27 protein-coding genes and 1 pseudogene are annotated in these 26285 nt (G+C 61.7%); 14 read left to right on the forward strand and 14 right to left on the reverse strand.

Annotated features, from left to right (window positions below; translation table 11 throughout):
• The first annotated feature begins 29 nt into the window (after positions 1-29).
• Entirely contained in the window at positions 30-887 is an 858-nt protein-coding gene (locus Q5Y75_RS11880; RefSeq protein ID WP_306197554.1) for a bile acid:sodium symporter family protein, read from the forward strand.
• Here Q5Y75_RS11880 and Q5Y75_RS11885 read toward each other — a convergent pair.
• Entirely contained in the window at positions 884-1621 is a 738-nt protein-coding gene (locus Q5Y75_RS11885) for a YbaY family lipoprotein (RefSeq protein WP_306197556.1), read from the reverse strand. The two genes, Q5Y75_RS11880 and Q5Y75_RS11885, sit on opposite strands and share 4 nt — an antisense overlap.
• 106 nt (positions 1622-1727) lie before the next feature.
• Positions 1728-3506 carry an SLC13 family permease gene (locus tag Q5Y75_RS11890; protein ID WP_306197558.1) on the reverse strand — a complete coding sequence of 593 codons (1779 nt, stop codon included), beginning with the start codon at positions 3504-3506 and terminating at the stop codon, positions 1728-1730.
• A gap of 345 nt (positions 3507-3851) precedes the next feature.
• Between Q5Y75_RS11890 and Q5Y75_RS11895 the strand changes: the two genes are divergently transcribed.
• Positions 3852-4784 (forward strand): aminoglycoside phosphotransferase family protein, encoded by a 933-nt coding sequence (locus Q5Y75_RS11895; protein ID WP_306197561.1) that lies wholly within the window; start codon positions 3852-3854, stop codon positions 4782-4784.
• 8 nt (positions 4785-4792) lie between these two features.
• Here the strand turns inward: Q5Y75_RS11895 and Q5Y75_RS11900 are convergent, their stop codons facing one another.
• Positions 4793-5605, reverse strand: a complete 813-nt coding sequence (locus Q5Y75_RS11900; RefSeq protein WP_306197564.1) for a TIGR00282 family metallophosphoesterase — start codon at positions 5603-5605, stop codon at positions 4793-4795.
• An 81-nt stretch (positions 5606-5686) separates the two neighbouring features.
• Between Q5Y75_RS11900 and Q5Y75_RS11905 the strand changes: the two genes are divergently transcribed.
• Positions 5687-5914, forward strand: a complete 228-nt coding sequence (locus Q5Y75_RS11905) for a putative hemolysin (RefSeq protein ID WP_306197565.1) — start codon at positions 5687-5689, stop codon at positions 5912-5914.
• A 5-nt stretch (positions 5915-5919) separates the two neighbouring features.
• Here Q5Y75_RS11905 and Q5Y75_RS11910 read toward each other — a convergent pair whose 3' ends face one another.
• Together Q5Y75_RS11910 and mgtE are read right to left on the reverse strand one after the other, a co-directional pair.
• Entirely contained in the window at positions 5920-6480 is a 561-nt protein-coding gene (locus Q5Y75_RS11910; protein ID WP_306197566.1) for a 5-formyltetrahydrofolate cyclo-ligase, read from the reverse strand.
• Positions 6477-7871, reverse strand: a complete 1395-nt coding sequence (gene mgtE / locus Q5Y75_RS11915) for a magnesium transporter (RefSeq protein WP_306197568.1) — start codon at positions 7869-7871, stop codon at positions 6477-6479. The genes Q5Y75_RS11910 and mgtE overlap by 4 nt, the downstream gene beginning before the upstream one ends.
• 135 nt (positions 7872-8006) lie before the next feature.
• Here mgtE and guaD point away from each other — a divergent pair, with 135 nt between their 5' ends.
• Positions 8007-9308 carry a guanine deaminase gene (guaD, locus tag Q5Y75_RS11920; RefSeq protein WP_306197570.1) on the forward strand — a complete coding sequence of 434 codons (1302 nt, stop codon included), beginning with the start codon at positions 8007-8009 and terminating at the stop codon, positions 9306-9308.
• 9 nt (positions 9309-9317) lie between these two features.
• Here the strand turns inward: guaD and Q5Y75_RS11925 are convergent, their stop codons facing one another.
• The 3 genes from Q5Y75_RS11925 to Q5Y75_RS11935 form a co-directional block, all read right to left on the reverse strand.
• The gene (locus tag Q5Y75_RS11925; protein WP_306197574.1) at positions 9318-10664 is read right to left on the reverse strand and encodes an 8-oxoguanine deaminase; all 1347 of its coding nucleotides are present in this window, start codon (positions 10662-10664) and stop codon (positions 9318-9320) included.
• A 103-nt stretch (positions 10665-10767) separates the two neighbouring features.
• A complete protein-coding gene (gene hisN / locus Q5Y75_RS11930) occupies positions 10768-11559 on the reverse strand; it encodes a histidinol-phosphatase (protein WP_306197576.1) in 792 nt (263 codons plus the stop codon).
• Positions 11560-11609: 50 nt separating this feature from the next.
• A complete protein-coding gene (locus tag Q5Y75_RS11935) occupies positions 11610-11981 on the reverse strand; it encodes a helix-turn-helix domain-containing protein (RefSeq protein ID WP_249707884.1) in 372 nt (123 codons plus the stop codon).
• 345 nt (positions 11982-12326) lie between these two features.
• On the opposite strand from Q5Y75_RS11935, the gene Q5Y75_RS11940 reads away from it, so the two are divergent.
• The gene (locus Q5Y75_RS11940) at positions 12327-13286 is read left to right on the forward strand and encodes an NADPH:quinone oxidoreductase family protein (protein ID WP_306197581.1); all 960 of its coding nucleotides are present in this window, start codon (positions 12327-12329) and stop codon (positions 13284-13286) included.
• A 12-nt stretch (positions 13287-13298) separates the two neighbouring features.
• On the opposite strand, the gene Q5Y75_RS11945 is transcribed toward Q5Y75_RS11940, so the two are convergent.
• On the reverse strand, positions 13299-14177 hold the full coding sequence (locus Q5Y75_RS11945; RefSeq protein WP_306197583.1) for a LysR family transcriptional regulator: 879 nt from the start codon (positions 14175-14177) through the stop codon (positions 13299-13301).
• Positions 14178-14299: 122 nt separating this feature from the next.
• Here Q5Y75_RS11945 and Q5Y75_RS11950 point away from each other — a divergent pair, with 122 nt between their 5' ends.
• From Q5Y75_RS11950 to Q5Y75_RS11965, 4 genes and pseudogenes are all read left to right on the forward strand, one after another.
• On the forward strand, positions 14300-14509 hold the full coding sequence (locus tag Q5Y75_RS11950; protein WP_306197586.1) for a DUF1127 domain-containing protein: 210 nt from the start codon (positions 14300-14302) through the stop codon (positions 14507-14509).
• Between the two features lie 171 nt (positions 14510-14680).
• Positions 14681-15460, forward strand: coding sequence for a Bax inhibitor-1/YccA family protein (locus tag Q5Y75_RS11955; protein ID WP_306197589.1), 780 nt, complete (start codon positions 14681-14683; stop codon positions 15458-15460).
• A 240-nt stretch (positions 15461-15700) separates the two neighbouring features.
• Positions 15701-15960: pseudogene (locus Q5Y75_RS11960) on the forward strand (IS5/IS1182 family transposase); the annotation flags it as partial.
• 342 nt (positions 15961-16302) lie between these two features.
• Complete coding sequence (locus Q5Y75_RS11965) at positions 16303-17310, forward strand: D-cysteine desulfhydrase family protein (protein WP_306197592.1); 1008 nt, start codon at positions 16303-16305, stop codon at positions 17308-17310.
• Positions 17311-17319: 9 nt separating this feature from the next.
• Here Q5Y75_RS11965 and Q5Y75_RS11970 read toward each other — a convergent pair whose 3' ends face one another.
• Entirely contained in the window at positions 17320-18276 is a 957-nt protein-coding gene (locus Q5Y75_RS11970; protein ID WP_306197595.1) for a LysR family transcriptional regulator, read from the reverse strand.
• Positions 18277-18403: 127 nt separating this feature from the next.
• Here Q5Y75_RS11970 and Q5Y75_RS11975 point away from each other — a divergent pair, with 127 nt between their 5' ends.
• The 4 genes from Q5Y75_RS11975 to Q5Y75_RS11990 all read left to right on the forward strand — a co-directional run bounded on the left by Q5Y75_RS11975 (position 18404) and on the right by Q5Y75_RS11990 (position 23716).
• Positions 18404-19414: a TAXI family TRAP transporter solute-binding subunit gene (locus Q5Y75_RS11975; RefSeq protein ID WP_306197596.1), complete on the forward strand. Its 1011-nt coding sequence runs from the start codon at positions 18404-18406 to the stop codon at positions 19412-19414.
• A 97-nt stretch (positions 19415-19511) separates the two neighbouring features.
• Positions 19512-21725: a TRAP transporter permease gene (locus Q5Y75_RS11980; RefSeq protein WP_306197597.1), complete on the forward strand. Its 2214-nt coding sequence runs from the start codon at positions 19512-19514 to the stop codon at positions 21723-21725.
• A gap of 4 nt (positions 21726-21729) precedes the next feature.
• The gene (locus Q5Y75_RS11985; protein ID WP_306197598.1) at positions 21730-23004 is read left to right on the forward strand and encodes an NAD(P)/FAD-dependent oxidoreductase; all 1275 of its coding nucleotides are present in this window, start codon (positions 21730-21732) and stop codon (positions 23002-23004) included.
• Entirely contained in the window at positions 22997-23716 is a 720-nt protein-coding gene (locus Q5Y75_RS11990; protein WP_306197600.1) for an aspartate/glutamate racemase family protein, read from the forward strand. The genes Q5Y75_RS11985 and Q5Y75_RS11990 overlap by 8 nt, the downstream gene beginning before the upstream one ends.
• Before the next feature lie 41 nt (positions 23717-23757).
• On the opposite strand, the gene Q5Y75_RS11995 is transcribed toward Q5Y75_RS11990, so the two are convergent.
• Complete coding sequence (locus Q5Y75_RS11995; protein ID WP_306197603.1) at positions 23758-23889, reverse strand: hypothetical protein; 132 nt, start codon at positions 23887-23889, stop codon at positions 23758-23760.
• Between the two features lie 308 nt (positions 23890-24197).
• Between Q5Y75_RS11995 and Q5Y75_RS12000 the strand changes: the two genes are divergently transcribed.
• Complete coding sequence (locus tag Q5Y75_RS12000; RefSeq protein ID WP_306197606.1) at positions 24198-24668, forward strand: GNAT family N-acetyltransferase; 471 nt, start codon at positions 24198-24200, stop codon at positions 24666-24668.
• Between the two features lie 22 nt (positions 24669-24690).
• Here Q5Y75_RS12000 and Q5Y75_RS12005 read toward each other — a convergent pair whose 3' ends face one another.
• Genes Q5Y75_RS12005 through Q5Y75_RS12015 form a run of 3 tightly spaced genes read right to left on the reverse strand, consistent with a single transcriptional unit; the run spans position 24691 to position 26256 of the window.
• Positions 24691-25200, reverse strand: a complete 510-nt coding sequence (locus Q5Y75_RS12005) for a hypothetical protein (RefSeq protein WP_306197608.1) — start codon at positions 25198-25200, stop codon at positions 24691-24693.
• Between the two features lie 52 nt (positions 25201-25252).
• On the reverse strand, positions 25253-25735 hold the full coding sequence (locus tag Q5Y75_RS12010) for a GNAT family N-acetyltransferase (protein WP_306197610.1): 483 nt from the start codon (positions 25733-25735) through the stop codon (positions 25253-25255).
• A complete protein-coding gene (locus Q5Y75_RS12015) occupies positions 25732-26256 on the reverse strand; it encodes an AAA family ATPase (RefSeq protein WP_306197612.1) in 525 nt (174 codons plus the stop codon). The genes Q5Y75_RS12010 and Q5Y75_RS12015 overlap by 4 nt, the downstream gene beginning before the upstream one ends.
• Positions 26257-26285 lie beyond the last annotated feature (29 nt).

Here is a 26285-nt window from a genome sequence, read left to right on the forward strand (position 1 = left end):
GTCCCCGAAACGCCTTTGGGAGGAAGAGTTTGGATTTTCTGATCAATGTGGGCCTGCCCCTGTCGCTGGCCATCATCATGCTGTCCTTGGGCATCGGGCTTGAGATTGCGGATTTTCGCCGTGTTCTGACGCGAAAATACGCCTTTGCCATAGGGGCTTTTTGTCAGGTTGTGCTACTGCCTGTGGTGGCGTTTGCAATTGCGTATCTTTTTGGCCTGCCGCCTGAGATTGCCGCCGGATTCATGTTGCTGTCGTTTTGCCCCGGTGGCGTGACCAGCAATATCCTGTCGAAACTGGCGAAAGGCGATGTGGCCTTGTCGGTGACGCTCACGGCGATCATCAGCCTGCTCTCCATCCTGACCGTCCCGATCCTCGCCGCCTGGTCGGTCGGGCATTTCCTGGGCGAACAGGCGCCCGACGTGTCGATCGCCGGGCTTGCACTTGCGATGTTCCTGATCACGACCCTGCCTGTTGCCATCGGCGTCACCATCCGTTCCTTCGCGCGCAGCTTTGCGCTGCGGATCGACAAGGGGCTTTCGACGCTTGCCACCACACTCTTTGTGCTCATTGTAATTGCCGCGCTGGCGGGGAACTGGACAGTGTTTGCCGAGAACCTCGGCACCATGGGGGCCAGTCTGGTTGCGCTGAACGTCATGCTGTTACTGCTTGGTCTGGGATTGGGGCGCGGTGCCGGGCTGAGCTGGCAGGAAACCAAGACCATCTCAATCGAGACCGGCATCCAGAACTCAACGCTTGGCATAACGATGGCGGGGCTCATCACCGGTACCGCCACCGGGTTTAGCGTATTGGCTCTGCCCTCAGCGGTTTACGGCATAACCATGTATGCCGTGTCGATCCCGTTCATCCTTTGGTACCGCAGCCGCTAGGGCAGCCGTGTCAGGCGCATCACCGTGTCGCCGGACGCATCGGTCAGGGCCAGCAGATCGCCATTGACCACGTAGCCTGTGGTGCGGGTGAGCCCGTTCAGGAATTGCTGTTCGACCGCATCCTGCTCGGGCGGGCAGGCCATAAGCGTGCCTGCCATATTGTCTGGGAAATCGATCGTGCGTGAGCCGATCTGCGCTGTGCCGACAAAACGATTGCAGCCTCCGGTCGCACCAAACTGGCCACCCTCAGCGAAGCTAATCTCGGGCTTCTTCTCTGATGTCACTAGTGCGCCCGCCAATTCGCTGACCTGCCATTTGCTGTTGTCGAGCACCTGCGCCTCCTCCGGGCCGGAAACCTTGACCAGCACCATATCAACCGTGTTGGAGCCCCCGCGCGTCAAGACCGGATACACAGTGTCGTTGGTGAACAGCAGCTTCTCATCCAGCAGGATCGACGCTTCGACCGCATAGCTGTGATTGTCCTCGATCAGCGCATCGTCATAGTCGAGGCTGAACTTCGCCGGCACGCCCGACAGAGCATAGCGCTTGCCCGAAAGCTCGATCGCCGCCGCATCCACGCGCGAGATATCGACCAGCTTGACCTCCAACACCGCCCCCGGCGGAACGGCGATCCGTTCCCTGTAAGTGGCGGTTCCGTCAATGGTTCCTGCCATCGCAGCCGTCCCCAGCGCGGCACCTGTCAGCAGTGCGGCCATCAGACCTCGAAAAATCATCTCGCTCATCCTTTCCCGATGCGATGTGCTGCCAAGATCGGGGCGGCACATGCGGTTTCAAGGCATATTAGGCGCGATTGGCCGAAGAACGCTCAACTCTGGCCGATCAGAAGGGCCAGATGAACGGGATCAGCGCCGAGGCCAGCATTCCGACGGTCAGGTTCAGCGGAATGCCCACGCGCATGAAGTCGGTGAAGCGATAGCCTCCGGGGCCATAAACCATCATGTTGGTCTGATACCCGATCGGGGTCGCAAACGAGGCCGAGGCCGCGACCATCACAGCCACGATCAGCGGGCGCGGATCGATACCCATCGCACCGGCCAGTCCGATGGCGATCGGCGTGACCACCACCGCCACCGCATTGTTGGACACAAGCTCGGTCAGAACCGAAGTCAGCAGATAGACCGCCCAGACCACTAGGAAGGGCGGCATCATGCCAAGGAAGGGCGCAATCGCTTCGACGATCAGCCGCACCGCGCCAGAGGCCTCCAGCGCGGCCCCGATGGCAAGCATTGCGAAAATCAGCGCCAGCAAGCGCCCGTCAACAAAGGAAAACGCCTCATCCGCGTCGATACAGCGTGTCACCAGTACAAGCGCCACGGCCATGATCGACAAGGGCAGGATCGGGGCCAGCCCCAGGGCGGCAAACACCACGATCCCGACCATGGCTGCGATGGCAACAGGTGCGTGACCACGCCGATAGGCCCGCGCCGACGGGTGCGAAACATCGACCATATCCATGTCCGTGGCCAGCCGCTGAATATCCTCCGGCGCCCCTTCCAGCAGCAGTGTATCGCCCACCCGCACCACCAGATCGTCCAATTGCCGACCGATATTCTGGTTCCGGCGATGCACCGCCAGCACATAGACCCCATAGCGCCGCCGCAAGCGCAGCATGCCCAGCGTGCGCCCGACCATGCGGCAGCCCGGCGTGATCAGCACCTCGACCGTCGAGGTCTGAACCGCCGAGACCTGATCGACGCGCTTGAGTTCCTTGTTGCTCTGCAGACTCAGCAACTCGGTCATCTGGGTGCGCAGGACAACCCGGTCGCCCACCTGTAATTCGACCCCCTTGAGGTTGCGCCGCAACGAGGCATCGCCCCGGATCACGTCGATCAGGCGAACGCCCTGCCGCTTGAACAGCTGCACGCCGGTCACTTCGCGGCCGATCAGGTTGCTGTCGGGGGGGATCACCGCCTCGGTGAAGAACTTCATCTTCGACTTGTCGCTCAAGAGCGTCGCCATGCTATCGCGATCCGGCAGCAGCTTGGGCGCGATGAAGCGCAGATAGATCATGCCATAGATGACAAGGATGATGCCCAGCGGCGTGACCTCGAAAATTGAGAACGGGGCCTGCCCCTGCGCGCGCGCCACGCCATCGACCAGCAGATTGGTCGAGGTGCCGATCAGCGTCAGCGTGCCGCCCAGAATGGCCGCATAGCTGAGCGGGATCAGCAGTTTGGAGGCGGCAACACCCAGCGTGCGCGCGATCTGCACGAAGACCGGGATCATCACCACCACGACCGGTGTGTTGGACACAAATGCCGAGGCAACCACGACAAAGCCCATCAGCAACCCGATGGCGATACGCGGGTTCACCTTGGCCTGTCGCTGCGCGGTCGAGGTGAAGGCATCCAGCGCCCCGGTGCGCACCAAAGCGCCCATGATGATGAACATCGCCGCGATGGTCCAGGGCGCAGGGTTGGCCAGCACCGGCAACGCCGCCTGATAAGGCAGGATACCGCTCACCAGCATCAGCGCGACACCGCTGATCGCCACCACCTCGGTGGGGAACGTCTCGCGCAGGAACATCACAAACATCCCCGCGACGATCATAAGCGCCAGGATTGCGCTGGCGGTATCGGAAAGCTGGAGAAATTGCATGGAGTCAGATTGTTGCCCGTAACCCGGCCCGAAGATGTGCCGGGAGGCAGTTTCCCGCATTGTGCAGGCCGGGGCAAGCCCGACCTGCACCTACCGCCGTGAGTGGTGGGTGACCGGGGGCCGGACAGCGCGGTTTCCCTGCAGCCATCCGGCCTGGTGAGACTGACCCCTTCAGCATCCTCACCTTCCCGGTCCTGTTAGTGATATGGGATATCGGCACCTATCCGCACCGGCCGTTTCGGTCAGAGTTTTCGGGTTTTCGGCCAGCATTCTGCCTGCCACGCTGGCTTGGGCATTGCCATTGCGCGCGCCACCCCGATTATGTTCCAAGGGTTCGGAGGGCGCATGGATCACCAAAGTTTCGAGCGTTTCGCGGCTGAAACGTTGGACCATCTTGGCGAAACGCCGCGCCATACCGGGTTTCTGGCCCAAGGCGCGACCAGTCGGGTTTGGGAAATATGGTCTGATCAACGCGCCTATGTGCTGCGGATCATCGACAGCCCGGCCCGCACGCTGAATGGCCCTCTCGACCGGTTTCTGCGCAAGTGGATCAGCGACCGTGGCGGACGGGTTTCCTGCCCGGTGCTGTCCTCGGACGAGGTGGGCACGCTATGGCAGGGCCGCCCTTGGACGCTTGAGCCCTTGTTGGTCGGCCGCCATCCCCCGCGTGGCAAACTGCCCGCACCGGTCTGCCGGGCTTTGGGCGAGACTTTGGCGGCGCTGCATCAGGTCCCGGTGCGTGGCTTCGGGCGGCCTGCGCATGTCGACGGGGCGTGCATCCATGGGGCCACGTCTGATCCTGTTGCAGGCCTCCTGCAGCGCTTTGACCACCCTTTGCCGGAACATTGGCCGCAGGACTTCACATCACCCGCCTTTGCCGCAGCACCAGAGATCGAGACCGGAACGCATGCCCTGCTGCAAAAGGTATCCGCACGGGTCGCAGAGCGCAGGCCGGTGATATGCCATAGCGACCTTCATGAGCAGCAGTTGATCTGCGATGGCGACCAACTCGTCGGCTTGATCGATTTTGGAGACGCTACACTACTGGACCCGCATTGGGATCTGGGCTCGGTGATTTATTTTCATGGGGAGCGGAATTTCCGGCAGGTTTTTGCGGCCTATCAGCAAGCCGCGCGCGACACCGGGTGCCAACCCGACCTCGCGGCGGCGTTCTCGGTCGCCATTGCGCTGCACCACGCCGCGCGCTCACGTCTGCCGGGCAAGTCCCACCGGCTGGAGCGCGCGGTGGCGCATATCCGGCAGATCATCGACACCTGACCGGGAGGTCAGGGCTCCGCCTGCTGTAGACGCCCCCCGAGCCGCACCATACGGACCTTTTGCGCCGCGCCACTGCGATCGTCGGTTTCCAGATAGATGCCCGAAAGCGTGGCCTCCCCGGTCGCAGGCGTAAAACGCGCCTTTGGCATGCCGGTGAGAAAGCGGCGCATTGGCTCGGTCTTCTCCATACCGATCACGGAATCATAATCGCCGCACATGCCCGCATCGCTCAGATAGCCGGTGCCGCCGGGCAGAACCTGCGAATCGGCTGTAGGGATATGGGTATGGGTGCCAACCACAAGGCTGGCGCGCCCGTCGCAGAAATGACCCATCGCCATCTTCTCCGAGGTCGCCTCGCAATGCATGTCCACGATCACCGCCTGTGCCAGCCCGCCGCGCGGGTGGGATTTGAGTACAGGCTCAATCGCTGAGAATGGATCGTCAAAGGGGCGTTTCATGAATACCTGCCCCAGCACCTGCGTGACCAGAACCTTGCGCCCGCCCGGCGCGTCAAACAGGCGATAGCCGCGCCCCGGCGCACTTTTGGCGAAGTTCAGGGGCCGGATCACGCGAGGCTCACGCTCGATGAATTGCTGCATGTCGCGCTGATCAAAAGCATGATCGCCCAGCGTCACGCAATCGGCACCGGCCTCCAGCAGCAGCTTGGCGTGATCGCCGGTCAGCCCCATCCCGTTCGAGGCGTTCTCGCCATTGACCACGACGAAATCCAGCTTCCAGTCTTCGCGCAGGCGCGGTAGATGCGTCTGCACCGCCGCCCGGCCCGCACGGCCCATCACGTCGCCGAGAAAAAGTATCTTCATGAGTTTGGTCCTAAGTGTGGCGCATCCCGAGCGCAAGCGCTTAAGGTATAGGGGCACCCTGCGACCAACCGGAGTTCCCCCATGACCCGTTTCCTGCTGATCCCTCTTGGACTGACCACGCTGGCCGCCTGTGACACGGCGCTTCAGACCAAGCCGCAACTGGCCAACCCGGCGGCCACCTATTGCATCGACAGCGGTGCAAAATATGAAATCCGCGATGGTGAGGCAGGCCAGTCCGGCATCTGCACCCTGCCCGATGGCACCGAAGTGGATGCCTGGGAGTATTTCCGAGAGAACAATCCCACCTGAGTGGCTCAGCGAAAGCTCAACACCCGGCTTTCGGTGACTAGCATGTCGAGCGGCTGATCGGTGGGTTCCAGCGGCAGGCTACCAGCTTCTTGCGCGTCAAAGGCAAAGCCGATGGCCAGCGTTGCGCGTTTGGCGCGCAGCCCCTCAAGCGTGCGGTCATAGAACCCTCCGCCGTAGCCCAGCCGCCCGCCTTTTGCGTCAAAGGCCACCAGCGGCACGATCAGGATCTCGGGGTCGAAATAGTCATCCTCCAGCGGCACTTTGGCCCCGAACGGCCCATCGCGCAGCGGGCCATCGGGCACCCAGCGTGAAAAGCGCAGCGCCTGCCCCGCCCCCTGAATGACCGGAACCCCGACCGACCCGTGCGCCGCCGCCTCGGCCATGGCGGGCAGCGGATCGATCTCGGTCCGGATCGGCATATAGCCCGACAGTGGCACACCGCGATAGCCTGCCAGCACCTCCGACAAGCGCCCGGCAGCGCCCGGCGGACGGCCCTCGAACGCGATCTTGCGGCGGGCGAAACCGGCCTTGCGCGCGGCGGCCTTTATCTCGGTCAGATCATTCATAGCAGGACCACCGAGGCCAGTCCGAGGAAGGTGAAGAACCCCATCACATCGGTGGTTGTCGTCACGAAGGTCCCCGAGGCCAGGGCCGGATCAACCCCCATCCGGTCCAGAATTACCGGCACCGCCGTGCCCGCCAGCCCGGCCACCACCATGTTGATGATCAGCGCCGTGCCGATCACCACGCCCAGCATGGGCGATGCGAACCAGGCCATCCCGACCACGCCCAGCACGATGGCAAAACACAACCCGTTCAACATGCCCACCGTCACCTCGCGCCGGATCACCCGCCAGACATTCGATGCGGTCAGGTCCTTGGTGGCCAGCGCGCGCACCGCAACAGTTAGCGACTGGGTTCCGGCATTGCCACCCATCGAAGCGACAATAGGCATCAGGATCGCAAGCGCCACCAGTTCGGCGATGGTTTCCTCGAATTGCGAGATCACCAGCGAGGCGCAGATCGCGGCACACATGTTCACCGCGAGCCAGGGCAGACGGCGGCGGCTGGTAGCCGCGACACTGTCGGACAGCGAGCTTTCGTCGCTGACCCCGGCAAGGCGCAGAATGTCCTCTTCATGTTCTTCGTCCAGAACGATCATCGCGTCATCGATGGTGATCACCCCCACCAACCGGCCATCAGCATCAACGACAGGCGCCGAGATCAGGTGATATTGGTTGAACGCATAGGCTACGTCCTCTTCATCCTGATCGACGGGGATGGTCTGAAACTCCTCCTCGGCGATATCGGTCAGCACCACCTCGCGTTTCGCACCCATCAGTTTGCCCAGCGCCACATTGCCAATGGGGCGCATGCGCGGATCGACCAGAACGACATGATAGAACTGCTCCGGCAGATCATCCGTGCCGCGCATGTAGTCGATGGCGTGGCCGACGGTCCAATGTTCCGGGGCCATGACAACCTCGCGCTGCATCAACCGCCCGGCGGAGTTCTCCGGATAGTTCAGCGCCTGTTCGACCGCGACCCGGTCGGCATCTTCCAGCGCGTCGAGGATCTGCTCCTGCTGCGGCTCTTCCAGATCCTCGACCAGATCGACCACATCGTCGCTTTCCAGATCGCGCACCGCTTCGGCCAGAACATGCGGATGCAGGACGTTGATGACCTCTTCACGCACCGAGTCGTCCAGCTCTGACAGGATGTCGCCATCGAATTCCTTGTCATAAAGCCGGATCAGGCGCGCCCGGTCGTGGGCATTGATCTGCTCCAGAAGGTCGGCAATGTCGGCAGCGTGCAGCGGCTCCATCAACTCGATGAGCTTGTCGCGATCCTGCACATCGACCGCATAGAGGATCGCGGTGACCAGCTTGCGATCCAGCTCATAGGACTCGTCATCGCGCTGCCAGTCGGAATCGGGTGAGATGTCGTCGGTGGTCATGCGCTGCCCTCTTCTTGATTGGGGGCAAAATAGAAGAAGCATCTATGGGAAAACAATGAGAATGGCGCGATTTACCAAAAATTCACGCGCGCCTATTCTCTGTCAGGGCACAGATGGCGCGAAGTGAGGAATGAAATGACGCAGGAAACGATCCTGAAGGGGCTGGTTTTGTCCTTCACCGGGTCTCCGTTCGACGGCACACCCGAAGAGGCGGTCGTCCTGCACGAGGCGGTGGCGCTGAGCGCTGGCAAGATCGCCGCGACCGGCGCGGCGGACAGTCTGACGGCCACCTATCCGCAGGCCAGCGTCACCGATCACGGCGAAAAGCTGATCTTGGCGGGGTTTGTCGACGCCCATGTGCATTACCCCCAGACCGCGATGATCGCCAGTTGGGGCAAGCGGCTGATCGACTGGCTGAACCTCTATACCTTCCCCGAAGAGATGAAATTCGGCTCACCCGATTACGCGATGGACATCGCAACCCGCTATCTCGATATCACCGCCGCCCATGGCACCACGACCATGTGCAGCTTCTGCACCATCCATCCCGAAAGCGTCGATGCCTTCTTTTTGGCCGCCAAGGCGCGCGGCCAACGGGTTGTGGCGGGCAAGACCTGCATGGATCGCAACGCGCCCGATGGGCTGCGCGACACCGCGCGCAGCGCCTATGACCAATCCAAGGCGCTACTGGAAAAATGGCACGGCACCGACCGGATATCTTACGCGATCACGCCGCGCTTTTCGCCAACCTCGACCCCCGAGCAGCTTGAGGCGATGGGCGCGCTCTGGGCCGAACACCCTGACTGCCTGATGCAGACCCATCTGAGCGAACAGACCGACGAGATCGACTGGGTCCGGTCGCTGTTTCCCGATGCGCGCGATTACCTCGACACTTATGAGGCGCATGGCCTGCTGGGTGCGTATGGGCTTTACGGCCACGCCATCCATCTGGAACCGCGTGAACGCGACCGGCTGCGCGAACATGGCGCGGCGCTGATCCATTGCCCGACCTCGAACACGTTCATCGGGTCTGGCCTGTTCGACATGGCCGGTCTGATGGCGGAAGGCCAGCGCATCGGGTTGGCCACCGATACGGGTGGAGGGTCCAGTTTCTCGATGCTGCGCACGATGGCGGCGGCCTACGAGGTCGGGCAATTGCGCGGCGCGGCCCTGCATCCGGCGCAGTTGTTGTGGCTGGCAACCGTTGGTTCGGCGCGCAGCCTGCGGATGGAGGACCGGATCGGCAATCTCACACCGGGGATGGAGGCCGATCTGATCGTGCTCGACCTCGCCTCGACCCCCGCCATCGCCCAGCGCCATGAGGAGGCCAGCCAGTTCTGGGAGGCCGTGTTCCCCACCATCATGAAAGGCGATGACCGCGCGATTGCCGAGGTCTGGATCGGCGGCCGCAAGGTGGCGCATCAGATGATGGGCTGACCCGGGCGCTCAGCCCGGCAGGCGCGCACGCAGGTTCTGCGCCAACTGGTTCTGACGCTCAATCACACGGGGCAAATCCAAGGTCACCACCTGCCCGTCACGCACGATCTGGCGCCCCTCGACAAGCAGGTGTTTAACCCGTGTAGGCCCTGCCAGAAGCAGCGCCGCCTTGTCCCAACTGCCCGCGCTTTCCACGCCGGACACATCCCAGATCACGACATCCGCCCGTTTCCCGATCGCCAACTGCCCGCAATCGGGCCGGTTCAGCACCTCGGCCCCGCCGCGCGTTGCGATCTCCAGCGCCTCATAGGGTGACATCGCATCCGCCCCCTGACTGACCCGCTGCAACAACATGGCCTGCCGCGCCTCAGCCATCAGATTACCGGTGTCGTTGCTGGCTGAGCCGTCCACGCCCAGCGCCACCGGCACACCCGCATCCCGCATCGCGCGCACCGGCGCGATGCCGCTGCCCAGCCGACAATTGGAACAGGGGCAATGGGCCACGCCGGTTCTCGACCCGGCAAACAGCGCAATCTCCTGACCGTCAAGCTTCACGCAATGGGCGTGCCAGACATCCTCACCGGTCCAGCCCAGATCCTCGGCATATTGGCCGGGGCGGCAGCCGAAATTTTCCAGGGAATAGGCCACATCTTCATCGTTTTCGGCCAGATGAGTGTGCAGCATCACGCCCTTGTCGCGCGCCAGCAGCGCTGCCTCGCGCATCAGGTCGCGGCTGACCGAGAAGGGCGAACAAGGCGCTAGCCCGACCCGGCACATCGAGCCCTCAGCCGGATCGTGGAAGGCATCGATCACGCGGATCGAATCCTCCAGAATGCGCGCTTCCTGCTCGACAAGGCTGTCGGGTGGCAGGCCACCATCGCTTTCACCGATGCTCATCGCCCCACGCGTGGGATGAAACCGGAGGCCGATCTCGGCGGCGGCGGCGATCGTGTCCTCCAACCGCGCACCATTGGGAAAAACATAGAGATGATCAGAGGACAGCGTGCAGCCCGACAGCGCCAGTTCCGCCAGACCAACCTGCGCTGAGACATGAACCTCTTCCGGGCCGAACTCTGCCCAGATCGGATACAGCCGACGCAGCCAGCCAAACAGCAGCGCGTCTTCCGCACCGGGAACCGCGCGGGTCAGGGTCTGGTAGAGATGGTGATGGGTGTTGATAAGGCCGGGGGTGACGACACAGCCCCGCGCCTCGATGATTTCGCCCTCGCTCTGCAGGCCCTCGCCGATCTCGGCAATCGCGCCATCCCGGATTCTCAGATCGGCGCCGCTAAACACGCGCCTGGTGTCGTCCATCGTCAGAAGGGTTTCAGCCCCGCGTATCAGGATTTCTTTCATGTCCACACTCCGTCTGCGCCCGCTTCATCAGAGTGTGAGAAGCCGACGGAAAACGGGTCAAGAACCGGCCTGATCCCAACCTAGCGAGAGCCGGTTGCGCGGGTCAAGTGCGGCGCAGGATTTCCAACGCCTTCGCATGGATCTGCGCATTGGCCGCCGCCAGCACGCGCCCGCCATCATGGGCCGGGCCGCCCTGCCAATCGGTGACCACGCCGCCCGCCGCCTGGATCACCGCGATCGGTGCCTGAATGTCATAGGGGTTCAGGCTGGCTTCGATCACCAGATCCACCTGCCCCGCCGCCAGCAGCGCATAGGCATAACAGTCCATCCCGTAGCGGGTCAGCTTGACCTGCGCCGATACGGCGTGAAAGGCGCGGCCTTCTTCTTCGGTGCCCACTTCGGGAAAGGTGGTGAAGAGCACCGCGTCAGACAGTTCTCTCGTTGACCTCGTGCGCAGGTTGCTGATGCCATGTGGTCCGACAAGTTGGGCATGATCCCGGTCGCCCGAAAACCGCTCACCGATATAAGGCTGGTCAATGACGCCCAGAAACGGGCCCTGCGCATCTGACAGAGCGATCAGAACGCCCCATGTAGGCGTTCCGCTGATGAAGCCGCGCGTGCCATCAATCGGGTCCAGAACCCAGACCCGACCGCTGGAGCCGGGCGTCTCGCCAAACTCTTCTCCCAGGATACCATCATCGGGCCGATGTTCCGCCAGAACCGCGCGCATGGCCTGTTCGGCGGCGCGATCCGCGATCGTGACCGGATCGAACCCGTCAACGAGTTTGTTGTCGGTATCCAGCTGTGCGCTGCGGAAATGAGGCAAGATTACAGACCGCGCTGCGTTCGCCGCGCGATTTGCTACATCAAGATCAGTCTGGTCAACGGATGTCATGTGAGTGGAGTGCCACCCGCTGTCCCGAATTTCAACTGTCTTGCGCGCGACTAGGCGACGTCGCTCAGCACCCGGGCCAGATCAAACAGCCGACGGCGTTGGTTTTCAGGGATCGCGTAGTAGGACCGCACCAGATCCAGCGCTTCCTTGTCACCCATCAGATCAGCCGGAACATTCGGACGCTCAGGCGTTGTCTTATGCGCCTCATCAAGCCCCTCAAAGAAAAAGCTGACCGGTACATCCAGGGATTCTGCGATGTCCCACAGGCGTGACGCGCTAATCCGGTTTGCACCGGTTTCATATTTCTGAATCTGCTGGAACTTGATTCCAACCTGCTCCGCAAGCTGCTGCTGGGTCATTCCAATCAGCCAGCGGCGGTGCCTAACACGTTTGCCCACATGGACATCAACGGGATGAGTCATAAGGTATCCTCCATTAGTCTTCTTCGACGACCACCCGGGTTCTGCTTTGGCGCCTTAACACTTAATAACTGTTAGTTGGCGCCAATTAAAAACGTCCTAACGTCCGTCATGCGCCCCAAAAACCGCACCCCAACACTGATGAAACCAGCATCTAGGTTGAACACAACCCGGTTGATTCCCCTCGACTATACACATGTTTAGGGTTGAAACGTGAATTTTTTTTGGTTTCAACCTGGCGTCGAAGGATCAATTTCGTGCGACCAGCGTTGTTGCATGGCCGCGACGCGATGTTTGACAGCATGACCACTGTGGCGGTTTATGTGCCTCAAAGCAAAGGGATTCCTCATGCGCGCCTATCAAGTCAGCCGTTTCAACGCCCCTCCGGAGCTGTGCGACATCACGCGGTCCGCCCCCGGCCCCGAGCAGATCGCGGTCGAGATTCGCGCTTGCGCTCTGAATTTCGCCGATCTGCTGCTGATCAAGGGCACCTACCAGGAAACGCCCGAGCCCCCGTTCACGCTTGGGATGGAACTGGCAGGCGTGGTGAGCGAGGTCGGCGATAAGGTCGACGGGTTCGCGCCTGGTGACAGGGTGGCAGTCTATTCGGGTCAGGGCGGACTGGCCGAGCATGGCGTTTTTGAAGCGGCCCGCGCCGTCAGAATGCCCGACACGATGCGTTTCGAGGATGCGGCAGCAATGCTGGTCGCTTATGGCACGGGTCACCTGTCGCTGGCGCACCGGGCGTGCCTGCAACCGGGCGAGACCCTGCTGGTGACCGGGGCGGCGGGCGGTGTCGGACTGACCGCTGTCGAGATTGGCGCGAAGCTGGGCGCGCGCGTGATTGCGCAGGCGCGCGGCGCTGAAAAGCTGGAGATCGCGCGCAAGGCCGGGGCCGCGCATCTGATCGACGCCTCCGAAGACCTGCGCGAACGGGTGCTGGAACTTGGCGGGGCCGATGTCGTCTATGAGGCCATTGGCGGCGACGTGTTCCGCGCCGCCTTTCGCGCCACCCGGCCCGAGGGCCGCATCCTGCCCATCGGTTTTGCCGGGGGCGATGTGCCGCAAATCCCGGCCAACCACTTGCTGGTCAAGAATCTGACCGTGATCGGTGTCAATCTCGGGGCCTACCTGTCCTTCAACCCGACCGCCCTGCGCTACAGCTTTGCCGAGGTACTGCGCTGGTGCGAGGTCGGAGAGTTGACGCCGCATATCTCGCACATGCTGCCGCTGGAGCGCGCCGCCGAGGGGCTGCAATTGTTGAAAGAGCGCAAGTCCACCGGCAAGGTCGTGATCACGATGACCTAGCCGCGACCCGCCTCAACCAACCGCCTTCAACGGCTGCGAAGCCGGGTTGCGGAAGACCTGGCGGATCATGTTGGCCAGTTCCTCGACATACCCTTCGCGGACCTTTTCGCCACCATAGAGGTTGATGTACTGCCCCGGCAGCTCCGGCAGCGTGCCGCCGTGGTCAATCACCTCCTGATGGCTGGGTTGTGTCCCTTCCAGCAACACTCCCACCGCCAGATCGGCGCTGACGGTCGCCTCGACAGTACGATCCGAATCGCTGTCGACGCCCATTTCCCACTTGATCCCGGCCTCATCCAGCGCGGCAGTGGCAACCGGGCGGAAGATACAGTTCCGACAGAAACCGATTCGCAAGGGCTTTTGCCGCCAGACAGAGCCGTTCAGCGCCCCGACCCACCGCAGCGGCGTTTGCTGCAGCGTTTCCGCCCCCTCGCCCGCAGCACTTTCGGTGGTCAGGATCAGATCATATTCACCCTTGGCAAAAGACGCCTTCAATTCGCGGGTATTTGACGTCACCAAATTGACGTTCACGCGGGGGAAGCTGGCATTGAAGCGCTGCAGCACGCGCGGCACGAACGGGTGCACCACATCATGGGGCACGCCCAACATCACCTCGCCCTCAAACGCCTGATCGGTCAGGCGACCAATCACCTCGTCATTCAGCGCCACCATCTGCCGCGCATAGCTGAGCAATTGCTCACCCGAGGCGGTCAAGGCGATGCCCCGGCCCGAGCGGTCCAGCAGGCTGAGCCCCAAAAGCTCCTCCAACCGCTTGAGCTGCATCGAGACCGCCGATTGCGTCAGGTTCAAAAACCCCGCAGCGCGGGTCACGCCGCCATTATCGGCCACGGCAACAAAAGAGCGCAGGGTGGTGATGTCCAGATTTCTCATCTTCACGTTCCTTGATGTGTTTCATCAAAAACATTCGTTTTTATAATGAAACACATTGCCCCATATTGTTCAAGGAAATTGATGAACGGCCCCGAAAGCATCACCAAAGAAAGGGTAATCAGATGACCTTGATCACCGAACGCCATATCCGCCCCAGCAAGCGCAGATCGTTCTGGTGCGCCCTGACCCATGCCTGGGGCGTCCGGCGCAATCGGCGTAGATTGCTGCAACTGGACGATGCCGCGCTCAAGGATATCGGCATCACCCGTAGCGAGGCCTTGGCTGAGGCGCGCCGCTCGTTCTGGGACGCGCCAGAGACCTGGCGGTCGTGAGCCTGCCTTCCCGGGCGATCCTGATTGGCCGGATCGCCCGGATTATTGGTGAAAACTCGCCAGATTTCCGACGGAAATACTTGAATTACCTCGTCAGCTTGCCGATATTCCCAAGGAAAGCTGCCGGTCACTCGCCGGCGGGGAGAGAGTTTTTGCTGATGGAGAGCTTTAATGGCTGAATTCGACACGATCCGGTCAACGGCGGCAGGCGCACGCACTGCCGAGATTGACGCGGGTCTGCGCGCGCATATGAACAAGGTCTACGGCACGATGTCCGTGGGCATGCTGATCACCTTTGCCGCTGCCTGGGCGATCTCGGGGCTGGCGGTCACCTCCGATCCGTCGGCGGCCACGGCGCAGCTGCGCGAGGGGCTGTACCTGACCTCGTTCGGTTATGCGATCTACGGCTCGGCCCTGAAATATCTGGTCATGTTCGCCCCGCTGATCTTCGTTTTCGGCTTCAGCGCTGCGATCAACCGGATGTCGGCGGCCACGGCGCAGACGGTGTTCTATGCATTCGCCGCTGTCATGGGCCTGTCGATCAGTTCGATCTTCCTGGTCTTCACCGGCCAGTCGATCATTCAGGTCTTCCTGATCACCGCGATCGCCTTCGCGGGCCTGTCTCTTTGGGGCTACACCACCAAGAAGGACATCTCGGGCTGGGGCAGCTTCCTGATCATGGGCGTGATCGGCCTGATCGTGGCGTCGATCATCAACATGTTCTGGCCGATGCCGGGCATGGCCTTCGCGATCTCTATCCTGGGCGTTCTGATCTTTGCGGGCCTGACCGCCTATGACACCCAGAACATCAAGACCACCTACCTGCAGATGGCCCATGCGGGCGATCAGGAATGGCTGGGCAAAGCCGCCATCATGGGCGCGCTGAGCCTCTATCTGGACTTCATCAACATGTTCATGTTCCTGCTGCAGCTTTTGGGGAACCGAGAGTAAAGCTCTCGTCACCTGAGCTTTTCGAAAGCCCCGCCGAACAGCATGTTAGGCGGGGTTTTTTTGTCGCTGAAGTAGCTCTTGAAGATCCAAGATACGCTTAAAACCTCACACCACAAAAGTGTAAGACGAGCAGCTCCAGGAAAGCATATATCTTCAGCTATATAGAGTGAGGCCTCGCATCGCAGCGGGGAAAACGGGCATCGGCGTACATCTGATCCATCAAGGAACGCGCTCGCTTATGTGAAAGCCACCCGCTCTATCCGACAAGTCGCGAACGGATCGAACAAGATCATGCTGAAACGTGTGAAGGCGAAGTTCGATCTGCATCCAGAACGGCTGATCGCAGACACCGCCTATGGTACTGGGCCACTTCTGGGTTGGTTGGTCGACCGACAGAATGCGCCGCACATCCCATCTTCGGCAAAGCAGGCCGATCCGATGGCACATGGTGCCGTGCTGACTTCGAGTGGGACGCCGAGAACGATCAATACATCTTTCCCGCACCGCAGCAAACGGGCAAAACCTGATCGGCATGGCGCTTGCGCCGTGTTCAGATCACTATTTTCTGCGCCGGCAGCACGTTGTTTTTCAACAGAACCGGCGTGTTTCGACCAGTCGCTGCAGTTGCGATGGCGAAATGTCGAAATCCGTCAAGCGACCTTTCGATATCCTATGTCTCGCTTAGAGATCTCGGTCATCCCGTTGTGTCCACCCCAACCCAAACCAATTTTGGGCAAGCAAAACATGATCAAGCAACCGCACAGGTGACTGGCAGCTCTTGGCAGAGTATCGCGTCATGATGTTTGATCCCCTAAAGCACCCCAAGATAGGCTGAACCAGGAATGAGCAGTTTAGATCCCCTCGCTTGCCGAGCGTCCCTTCTTCACGAGGAAACGCCGCTGCATCCGCTGCCTGCGATATCGGAATTGCTTGGCATTGATCTGCATATCAAGCGGGATGATCTGTGCGGCGCGCCTTTTGGCGGCAACAAAACCCGCCAACTTGAGCATTATCTGGGGGCCGCGCAGGCACAGGATGCCGATACGGTCCTGATTACCGGTGCCGTGCAGTCAAACTTCGTGCGGACCGCCGCCGCCGCGGCCATGTCGCTTGGAATGCAGGCCGTCGTGCAATTGGAAGATCGCGTGCCGGACGTGGACGCGTTCTATCGTCGCTCGGGAAACGTTCTCTTGCTGCGCGTTCTGGGCGCAGAGATCATGCATTATCCAGATGGTGAGGACGAGGCCGGTGCGGATGCCGCCTTGCGCGCCCGAGCCGAGGAATTGCATCTGGCCGGGCGGCGGCCCTATGTGATTCCGTTGGCAGTGGATAACCCACCCTTGGGGGCGTTGGGCTATCTGCGCTCCGGGCTCCAGATCGCTGGTGAGGACGCCGCCTTCGACTATGTGATTGTCGCCTCGGGCAGTGGCGCGACCCATGCCGGATTGCTTGCCGGGCTGCGCGCTGGCGGCAGCGCGGCACAGGTCATCGGCAGTTGTGTGCGCCGTGCGGCAGACCCGCAAAGGGCCAGGCTTGCCGAGGTTCTCAGGCGGCTGCGTGATCTGACCGAGGCTGCGAACGCGGCAAGTGACGCGGATATCGCGGTTTGGGATGGCGCGCTCACCCCTGGTTACGGGCGCCTCGGGCCGGTCGCTACAGATGCCATGCAACTCATGGCGCGACAGGAGGGTATCCTGCTGGATCCGGTTTACACCGCAAAAGCATTTGCTGCGATCCCCGCTCTGGTTGGGACCGGAAAAATCGAACCCGGCAGTCGCGTGCTGTTTGTGCACACCGGAGGCCTTGCCGCGCTATTTGGGTATCAAAATGACCTTGAGACCGCGTTTTGATCTTCAGCCCTATAGCTCCGGCTCGATCAGTTCGATCCTTGGGCTGGCGCCGACGCCATCGAGCAGCGCGATGACCTCGTCTCGCCAGCCGTCCTTGATCTGGCTGGCGAGTTGCGACAGGGGCCGGTAGAGCGGCGACAGCAGCGCATATTCATAGCGGAAAAGGCCATGCATCGGGCGGAACACCACCCGGCCTGCGGTCGAGTTCATCTCGGTCTCGGTCACCATGGTCAGCGGATCGACGATCGAAAAGCAGCGACCCGCGCTGATGAATTGCATCAGGGGCAGGAAGTACTGGCTGTCAAGAACGATATTCGCGCTCACGCCCGCCTGGCTCAGCGCCTCAATCGTCCTTTTGTGCATCACATGCGTGCTTTGCAGCGAGCCGAGGGGCACGCCGTCCAGATCGCAGCACTGGATCGCGTCATGTGCAGCGAGCGGATGATCGTGGGGTATCGCGCAATAACAATCGGCGGTGATCAGCTCTTGTTTATAAGTCTTGGACGCGCTGACGTCATCGACCAGATCGGCAAATCCGAAGTCGAAGCTCTGCGTTGCCGCCAGTTCCCGGATCTGAAGCGAGGTGCGTGACGAGAGCGATACCCTTATGTCCGGATTGTCCTGTGTGGCGCGGCTGATGTAGCGCGGCAGCAGAAAGGTCGAGGGACCCGGCATCGAGGCGATGTTGAGCTGCCCGCTCTGGCCACTGATCAGGCCTTTCATGGTGCCTGCCACCGCCGACAGGCGGTCGAGGATGTCGCTGGCCTCAGTCAGCAGGTAGTGGGCCTCGGGCACCGGCACCAGTTGCCGGCCTCGTCGCTCGAAGAGCTTGAGGCCCAGCGTATCCTCCAGCGAGCGAATCGCGAGGCTGACCGCAGGCTGGGTACGGCCCAGCTTTTTGGCGGCTTCTGACAGCGAAGCAGAGTTCATGACCGCCCGAAACGCGGTAATTTGGGACAGATTCATGCCTTTTTATAAGAAAAACTTTTATTGTACTAAAGTATTCAAATTTGTTTTTATCAAAAACTTCCCTCATCGTAGTTGCATGACAACCGGGCCAGCAAAGCCCGGACCAAACCAGAGGGAGACAACAATGACTTTGATCAAGACGTTCAGCGGCGCGCTGGTTGCCGCCGCGCTGACCACGGGCACCGCCTATGCGCAGGACCCGACCTTTTTCCGCATCGGCACCGGCAGCGCCGGGGGCACCTATTTCCCCATCGGCGGCACCATCGCCAACGGCATCTCCGCCCCTCCGGGCTCGCGCCCCTGTGACGAGGGCGGGCAATGCGGCGTGCCGGGCCTTATCGCTATCGCGCAATCCACCACCGCCTCGGTGTTCAACAACACCGCTGTCGAGAACGGTGAGCTTGAGGCCGGGCTGGCCGCCGCCGATGTGACCCGGTCGATGTATCTGGGCGAGGGCAAGTTCGAAGGCAAGCCGCATCCCAAACTGCGCGTGGTCGCCAACCTCTTCCCCGAGGATCTGCATCTGGTGCTGCCGAAAGGATCGTCAATCGACAACCTCGGCGATCTTGCGGACAAGCGCGTGGGCATCGCGCAGGCTGGCTCGGGTACGCAGGTGGCCGTATTGCAGATGCTCGAAGCCTGGGACGTCACCCGCGACAACATGGACGAGGCCGAGCTGAACAACAGCCAGTCCGCGGAACGTCTGGCCGACGGTCAGATCGACGCTTATTTCTACGCCGCCGGCTGGCCGGTTTCGGCCATGGTGCAACTGGCCACCACCAAGGGGATGGAGCTGCACAGCTTCACCGATGAAGATCTGGCCAAGATCAACGAGATCATTCCGGCCTATATTCCGTCCGCTATTCCGGCAGGTGTCTATGAAGGCGTCGATTATGAGGTGAAGACCCCGGCGGTTTCGGCCTTGCTGGTCGTCTCCTCGGACCTGTCGGATGAGTTGGTCTATGGCATCACCGAAGCCATGTGGAATGACAACACCCGCAAGCTGCTGGACAATGGCCATGCCAAGGGCAAGCAGATCACGCCGGACACGGCGCTTGATGGCATTGCCGCGCTCGGCGTGCCGCTGCATCCGGGGGCGGAGAAGTTCTACAAGGAAGCAGGGCTTCTGCAATAAAGCCACATCTCCCCGGCTTTATTGATCGACGGGCGGCGGGCCCACCTGCCTGCCGCCCGACTGATCCTTCACGACATATCTTGCGAGAGGGCGGGCCATGAGCAACGCGCCAGATCAGAACACCCCCGAACTGTCGGCCGAAGACTTGGCCGCCATCGAGGAAAAATTCGACGAGGGCGCGGCGACGCGTCAGGTGACGGATCGGTTTGGCCTGTTCCTGCGCTATTTCTCGCTGCTCTTCGCGACCTATCACTACCTGACGGCAGGGTTCGGTCTGCCGCCCGATTACTGGCATATGGGCTGGCACCTGTCGGGCCTCTTTATCCTGATCTACTCGCTCTATCCGCATATCAAGACGAAATCCTCGTTCGACCTGAAGACCGGCGCCTTCCGATTGGGCGGGGTGCCTTACCTGGACGTCATCCTGATGGTGCTGGGGGTGATGTCGGCGCTCTATATCGGCATGGCCTGGCACGGTATCCCGTTTCTGGGGATCGAGGAACAGACTTTCCGCATGGGCAACCCCAACACCTATGATCTTGTGTTCGGCTGTATCCTGATCGTGCTGGTGTTGGATATCGCACGGCGCACGCTGGGCTGGATCCTGCCCTTCATCATCTGCATTTTCATGGCCTATGCGCTGTTCGGGCCGCTCTTTCCCGGCATTCTCACGCATCCGGGTGTGAAGTTCAAAACCTTTGTCTCGTCGATGTATTTCCCGCAGGAGGGCATCTTTGGCGTCACGCTCTGGGTGGTTTCGACCATTGTGTTCCACTTCGTGCTGTTTGGCGTGATCGCGCAGCGCACCGGGCTGGGACAGCTCTTCATCGACAACGCCACCATTCTGGCCGGGCGCTATACGGGCGGTCCTGCCAAGGTCTCGGTGGTGTCTTCGGCCTTCTTCGGCACCATCTCGGGCTCATCGGTGGCCAACACGGTGTCTACGGGCGCGCTCACCATCCCCAACATGAAACGGTTGGGCTATCCCGGCCATTTCGCGGGCGGGGTCGAGGCCGCGGCCTCTGCCGGTGGCCAGATCACCCCACCGATCATGGGGGCCGCTGCCTTCATCATGGCCGAGTTTCTGGAGGTGCCCTACACCACGATCGTGATCGCCGCGATCTTCCCTGCGCTCTTGCACTATACCGGCGTGTTTGCCGTGGTGCACCTGATGGCCAAGCGGTTGAAGCTGGAAGGCATGACAAAAGACATGCTGCCCAAGTTTGCCGAGGTCTGGCGCGATGGCTGGGCCAATATCGTGCCGCTCGTCGGCCTACTGGTGGTGCTGTTTTCCGGCTATACGCCTTACATGTCCGCCTTCTGCGGCATCTCGCTGGCGCTGGTCGCAGGTATGAGCCGGTTCAGACAGCCGATCACCTGGGTCTATCCCGCCTTCTTCATCGGCTTCGTGATCTGGAAATACATGGGTGACGGGTTCGACCTGCCCATGGCGCTGATCCTGATCGCAGGGGCTATGATCGCCAGCTTCAACCCGCAAGAACGCACGACGATCCCGCAGATGACCGACACCATCGAGACCGGCGTGAAATACGCGCTGGCTGTGGGGGCTGCTGCGGCTGCCGTGGGCATCGTGATCGGGGTGATCAACACGACCGGCGTTGGCTTCCGCATCGGCTTTATGGTGACCCAGGCCGCATCGAACCTTGGCAGCGATCTCTATGCGCTCTTCAATATCGGCGGGTTCGAGCTATTTCAGGTCGAGGACCTGACACTCTTCATCAGCCTCGTCTTCATCGCGCTGGCCTGTATCCTGATGGGGGCAGGGGTTCCGACCACGGCGCTCTACATCATGCTGGTTTCGGTGGCGCAGCCCGCGCTGGCGCAGCTGGGTATTCCGCCCATCGCGAGCCACATGTTCGTGCTCTATTACGGGGTGGTGGCCGAGATCACGCCACCGGTCTGCACCTCGGCCTATGCCGCCGCCGCCATCGCCAATTCCAACCCGTTCCGCACCGGCATCTCGGCCTTCTCACTGGGGCTGGGCAAGGTGGTGGCCCCCATGGCCTTCGTCTATGCGCCGGTCCTGCTCTTCGTGTCCTCGACCGGGTTCGACCTGTTCGAGTTCACCTATACCGCCGCCAGCTGCATCGCCGGGGTTCTGGCCCTGTCGGTCGCGGTGGTCGGCTACTGGCTGGCCCCGATGGGCGTGGTGTTCCGCATCCTCATGGCCGTGGCCGGGCTGGTCTTCATCGCGCCTTCGCCACAGGCCGATCTGGTGGCGCTGCTGATCGCAAGCCCCGCAATCCTGAGCCAGCTCCTCGCGCGTCGCGCCCAGGCCAACCCGGTCTGACCACATGGCCCAAGACGTAACCATCCTGGGCGCAGGTGCCGTTGGCATTTGCACCGCCCTCTCGCTGGCCGAGCGTGGCCTGTTGGTACGGCTGATCGATCGGGGCGATCCGGGGCAGGAGACAACCTTCGGCAATGCCGGTGTGATCTCACCCTGGTCTTTCATCCCGCAATCGCTGCCGGGCCTCTGGCGTCAATTGCCAAAGCTGATGATGGGGAAGCACCGCCCTCTGAGCGTGCGCGCCCGCTACTGGCCACGAATGGTGACATGGGGGTTGGCGTTTCTGCGTCAGGGCACCCCCGCCCGCGTTCAGCAGGTCGCCGACGCGATGGAGACGCTTTGCGCGCCGTCAATCGACCTCTACCGCCGTCATTTGCGGGGCACCGGCGACGAGGCGCTGATCCGCGATTGCGCTTATGTTCACGCCTTCCGAGATGGCAGCCGCGCCTCTCTCGATGCGATCGATTACCGTATTCGGCGGGACAAGGGCGGGCAGTTGGAACTTGTTGGCGGCGATGAATTGCGGCGGATTGAACCAGCGCTGTCACCGGATTTCAGGGCCGCCGTTCTGATCCATGGACAGGCACGGGCACTCTCACCCGGGCGACTGGCCTCGGTGATGGCCGACAAGGCGCGCGACCTTGGTGTCGAGATTCTGCGGCGCGACATCCGCGCATTGCGACGGGACGAGACCGGTTGGCGGATCGAGTGCAGCGGGGAGAGCTACGCCGCAGAGCGCGTGATTGTCGCGATGGGGGCATGGTCGGCTGATCTGCTGCGTCCGCTGGGCATTGCCGTACCCCTGGCCAGTGAGCGGGGCTACCATCTTGAGTTTCCCGATCCGGGGATCGAACTGACCAACTCGGTGACGGATACCGATGCGAAGTTCGTCGCCAGCAGCATGGAAGGCGGGATGCGCGTCGCGGGGCAAGCCGAGTTCGGCGATATCGATGCGCCACCCAATCCAAAACTAGAGACCCGCATGCTGGCGCAGGCGCGTGCGGCGTTTCCGGACCTGAACGCATCTGTCCCAAGCGTCTGGATGGGGCGGCGACCCTCTTTTCCAGACAGCCTGCCGATGATCGGCCCGTTTGAGGGGCATCCAGGGCTGTTCGCCGGGTTTGGCCATTCCCATTACGGTCTGATGATGGCGCCCAAGACAGGCGAGCTGCTGGCCGATCTGCTGACCGAGCGGGTCCCGAACATCGATCTCGCGGCCTGTTCCACGACCCGGTTCTCGCGGGGTCTTATTCCCTTCTCCGAGGCTCATCATGGCTGATCAAAGCGCGCCCATCGGCATCCTATGCCTCGACACTGCCTTCGCCAAACCGCCTGGCCATATCCGCTGCGCGAACAGCCTACCGTTCCCGACGATGAAGGCGGTGGTCAAGGGCACGACAATCGCCGAATTGCTCGACCGGCCCAGCGACGCCTTCTTCGCGCCTTTCCTCGACGCGGCTCGCGATCTGGAGCGTAAGGGCTGCGCTGCGATCACCGGCAGTTGCGGTTTCATGGCGCTCTACCAGAATGAACTTGCGCAGGCGGTTTCCGTTCCGGTCTTTGCCTCAAGCCTCATCCAGATCCCGTTGATGCACCAGATGGCGGGTGGGCGCGGCAAGGTTGGTGTCATCACCGCGAAACGCGGCGCGCTGACCATCCGGCATTTCGAAGCGGTTGGTGCCGGTGACACGCCGGTCGCCATCGCTGGCATGCAGGATCAACCCGAGTTTTCGGATGTCATCCTTAACGACAAGAGACCCGAGATCGACGAAAGGCGGCTTACGGGCGAACTTGTCTCGGTCGGCACCGATCTGATGCGGAAAAACCCGGATGTGCGGTCGATCGTGTTGGAATGCACCGATCTCCCGCCCTACGCCCATCACCTTCAGCGCGCCCTCGGCGTGCCGGTGGCCGATCTGACGAGCCTGGCCAGGATGGCGCATGACATCGTGGCACGCACCCCGTTTGTCGGGCGGGTCTGTTACAACTAGGTCTGACAGATGGTACCGAGCGCAGCGTTGAGCGCTTCAGGTTAGATCCGTGCGGGTTGTTGATAAGGCAAGCTCGCTTCAAGCAGAATTTGCAGCTCTGGCCGCCAGATCGTGATCAGCGAGATGTCTCGGAACGACGACATCTCGGGCGCGCGGCGTAAGATCAAAGTCATCAAGCAGATCGTCCAAAAGCAGTCAGTTCAATCGGACCAGTTCATTTGATGACGGGCAGTCTCTCGAAAGGGCTTGGAAACATGGCTGCGGCAGACTCGGAAACTCCGCCGCATGATTAGATTTAGAGCATTTAGGCTTGAACCTGAATCGCTGGTATTCCCCTGAAGCGTGATCTGTGATTCATCCTGTTTGGGAGGATGGCTTATGTCAGCAGCATTGCCGGACGCGCTTCGGGCGCGGTCTCAGAAATACATCGAGGACGGGTTAAGCGAACCCGCCCTTTTCTTTTGCCACAAGGATCGATGCGATGGATATCGTCGAACTGCAAAGCACCGACGCGCCACGGCTGTTGCCGCTGCTGCATCAGGTTCATGACCTGCATGTCACCCACCTGCCGACACGCTACCGCCCGATCGCCCGCAATTCGGAAGCGGTGGGCTGGCTGGCAGACTGGCTCGCGCGCGACGGGGTTTATGCCTTTGGGGCGATCTTTGATGATGCGCTGGCGGGCTATGCGGTGTTTGAGATCGAACACAAACCCGAAACGGTTCTGAAACACCCCTGCACCAGAGCGATGCTTCAACATATCTGCGTCGATGCCGCCTATGGCAGACAGGGAGTGGCAAGAGCGCTGTTCGAGGCAGCAAAGACCCATCTGGCCCCGATGGGGATCAGGGACTACGGCACTACCTATGCCAGCTTCAACACGGCCTCCGCCGCGCTGATGGCATCCCTCGGGTTTCACCCAACCCTGATCTATGCGGAGTATCGCCCCTGAGACGGGGCGCAGTCGCCTGGCTTCAACGGCAATTGAGCGGCACTGCCAGACCTTCGGTCCGTCGGCTAGATCTGCCCTTCTGATAGACATTGCCCGCCGTTAGGCAACCGGTCAGGCGCGGTACCGCCGCCCCGAAACTGGCTGTTGTCACCGGCGTGATCTCAAACACGGAATTCTGCGGCGCACGCAGGACAGCGAACAAAGTCCCGTTCACCTTAACCGAGCTGAGCATCAGAACGCGGTCGAAGCCACCCACTTCAACGGCATTGCCAACAACCCGCCCGCCATTGTCGATCGCGACCAGCGCTTGCCCACCCTGATCCGGCGCATCGCTGATCACCTGCCGCGTGGGCAGTTCCGCAAATGCGACCGGGACCGAAAGGCTGCGCCCGAAATACACCTCGGTATCGCGGGTTGAAAGCGTACGCGGTTCGCCGTCGATACCGGTGAAGCCAACGCCTTTTCTGGGTGCGGCTTCAGAACAAGCGGCAAAAGACAAGACGGCGAGGGCAGGCAGCAGGAAGTGTTTCATGGCGCTCAGACTTTTGGGTCAGGTGCCAGTGAGGGTAACGGCACCACCCCCGTCATGACAAGCGGTGCCGCATACGAATGGCCGGGAAGCTGATGCCTGCCTGCAACGGCACTTGCATCGGACCTTCGCTTTGAAACCCCATCGCGGCGTAGAAATCCGCCGCTGTACGGGTCGACCAGCACTCTATCTCGCGGATGCCCGCAGCGCGCGCCTCGGCCAGGGCATGTGTGAGGATCGCGCGTCCCACACCCCGGCGCAGCGCCCGGTGATCGGTGACCACATGACGGATATGACCGAGGGTCCGCCGGCGGCGATCACGCGTCCACCCGCCTGCCCCAAGTATCACGTCCTCCTCCTCGGCCACGTAATAGGTGCCACAGCCAAACAGCGCAGGTTGCGCGCGGCTGATTAGCGGCAAAGCCGTGACCAGCACCGAGGGCGGATAATCCGGCTTGAGCAGGCGAGGATAGCTGCGCGCCAGAAGCGCGTCGACAGCGGCCATATCGGACCGCTCGGCAGCGCGAACCCGGATCATCGCTTGCCCTTCAGGGTTCCGAGATAGGCCGAAACCTGCGCCGGAGTGCCAAGATGGTGCCTACTCTGATCCGGGCGCGCCTGATCATAGACTTGCTGTAACCGCGCGCGGCTGGACCGACGGGTCCGCCAGATGAAGCGATAGAATGCGGGCGTTTCGCTGTGCCAGCCCTCGATACAGCCTTCGGCCATGTCGGGGCGGTTCTGGCCGCGATTGCGGATCATCCGTTTCGTCACGCGCCACAGGCGCAGCCCCACCGGCAGATCCAGCCAGATCAGTGTATCTGCGCAGGTCAGCCTGTTGTCATAGGTGGCGGACAGACCGCCTTCGAAAATCCATTGCTCGCGTGCTTCGATCTCGTGCGCCATGACGATCTTTTCGGTGCGCGGGCGTTCGACCCAGCCCGGCAGCCAATGCAGATGATCCATGTGATAAACCGGCAGGCCCGTTGCCGCAGCCAGATGCCGCGCCAACGTGCTTTTGCCGGACCCCGGCTGCCCGATGATCATCACCCGTTGCATCAGAACGCTCCGAAACGAAAAAGGGCCAC

Origin of the sequence: Ruegeria discodermiae, assembly GCF_030758345.1 — a bacterium.
Classification (GTDB): Bacteria; Pseudomonadota; Alphaproteobacteria; order Rhodobacterales; family Rhodobacteraceae; genus Ruegeria_C.

Excerpts from the sequence above, each read along its gene's own strand:
- Q5Y75_RS11885 (WP_306197556.1), bottom strand. The coding sequence starts at position 1,621 with ATGATTTTTCGAGGTCTGATGGCCGCACTGCTGACAGGTGCCGCGCTG.
- Q5Y75_RS11890 (WP_306197558.1), bottom strand. The coding sequence starts at position 3,506 with ATGCAATTTCTCCAGCTTTCCGATACCGCCAGCGCAATCCTGGCGCTT.
- Q5Y75_RS11895 (WP_306197561.1), top strand. The coding sequence starts at position 3,852 with ATGGATCACCAAAGTTTCGAGCGTTTCGCGGCTGAAACGTTGGACCAT.
- Q5Y75_RS11900 (WP_306197564.1), bottom strand. The coding sequence starts at position 5,605 with ATGAAGATACTTTTTCTCGGCGACGTGATGGGCCGTGCGGGCCGGGCG.
- Q5Y75_RS11905 (WP_306197565.1), top strand. The coding sequence starts at position 5,687 with ATGACCCGTTTCCTGCTGATCCCTCTTGGACTGACCACGCTGGCCGCC.
- Q5Y75_RS11910 (WP_306197566.1), bottom strand. The coding sequence starts at position 6,480 with ATGAATGATCTGACCGAGATAAAGGCCGCCGCGCGCAAGGCCGGTTTC.
- mgtE (WP_306197568.1), bottom strand. The coding sequence starts at position 7,871 with ATGACCACCGACGACATCTCACCCGATTCCGACTGGCAGCGCGATGAC.
- guaD (WP_306197570.1), top strand. The coding sequence starts at position 8,007 with ATGACGCAGGAAACGATCCTGAAGGGGCTGGTTTTGTCCTTCACCGGG.
- Q5Y75_RS11925 (WP_306197574.1), bottom strand. The coding sequence starts at position 10,664 with ATGAAAGAAATCCTGATACGCGGGGCTGAAACCCTTCTGACGATGGAC.
- hisN (WP_306197576.1), bottom strand. The coding sequence starts at position 11,559 with ATGACATCCGTTGACCAGACTGATCTTGATGTAGCAAATCGCGCGGCG.
- Q5Y75_RS11935 (WP_249707884.1), bottom strand. The coding sequence starts at position 11,981 with ATGACTCATCCCGTTGATGTCCATGTGGGCAAACGTGTTAGGCACCGC.
- Q5Y75_RS11940 (WP_306197581.1), top strand. The coding sequence starts at position 12,327 with ATGCGCGCCTATCAAGTCAGCCGTTTCAACGCCCCTCCGGAGCTGTGC.
- Q5Y75_RS11945 (WP_306197583.1), bottom strand. The coding sequence starts at position 14,177 with ATGAGAAATCTGGACATCACCACCCTGCGCTCTTTTGTTGCCGTGGCC.
- Q5Y75_RS11950 (WP_306197586.1), top strand. The coding sequence starts at position 14,300 with ATGACCTTGATCACCGAACGCCATATCCGCCCCAGCAAGCGCAGATCG.
- Q5Y75_RS11955 (WP_306197589.1), top strand. The coding sequence starts at position 14,681 with ATGGCTGAATTCGACACGATCCGGTCAACGGCGGCAGGCGCACGCACT.
- Q5Y75_RS11965 (WP_306197592.1), top strand. The coding sequence starts at position 16,303 with ATGAGCAGTTTAGATCCCCTCGCTTGCCGAGCGTCCCTTCTTCACGAG.
- Q5Y75_RS11970 (WP_306197595.1), bottom strand. The coding sequence starts at position 18,276 with ATGAATCTGTCCCAAATTACCGCGTTTCGGGCGGTCATGAACTCTGCT.
- Q5Y75_RS11975 (WP_306197596.1), top strand. The coding sequence starts at position 18,404 with ATGACTTTGATCAAGACGTTCAGCGGCGCGCTGGTTGCCGCCGCGCTG.
- Q5Y75_RS11980 (WP_306197597.1), top strand. The coding sequence starts at position 19,512 with ATGAGCAACGCGCCAGATCAGAACACCCCCGAACTGTCGGCCGAAGAC.
- Q5Y75_RS11985 (WP_306197598.1), top strand. The coding sequence starts at position 21,730 with ATGGCCCAAGACGTAACCATCCTGGGCGCAGGTGCCGTTGGCATTTGC.
- Q5Y75_RS11990 (WP_306197600.1), top strand. The coding sequence starts at position 22,997 with ATGGCTGATCAAAGCGCGCCCATCGGCATCCTATGCCTCGACACTGCC.
- Q5Y75_RS11995 (WP_306197603.1), bottom strand. The coding sequence starts at position 23,889 with ATGACTTTGATCTTACGCCGCGCGCCCGAGATGTCGTCGTTCCGAGAC.
- Q5Y75_RS12000 (WP_306197606.1), top strand. The coding sequence starts at position 24,198 with ATGGATATCGTCGAACTGCAAAGCACCGACGCGCCACGGCTGTTGCCG.
- Q5Y75_RS12005 (WP_306197608.1), bottom strand. The coding sequence starts at position 25,200 with ATGAAACACTTCCTGCTGCCTGCCCTCGCCGTCTTGTCTTTTGCCGCT.
- Q5Y75_RS12010 (WP_306197610.1), bottom strand. The coding sequence starts at position 25,735 with ATGATCCGGGTTCGCGCTGCCGAGCGGTCCGATATGGCCGCTGTCGAC.
- Q5Y75_RS12015 (WP_306197612.1), bottom strand. The coding sequence starts at position 26,256 with ATGCAACGGGTGATGATCATCGGGCAGCCGGGGTCCGGCAAAAGCACG.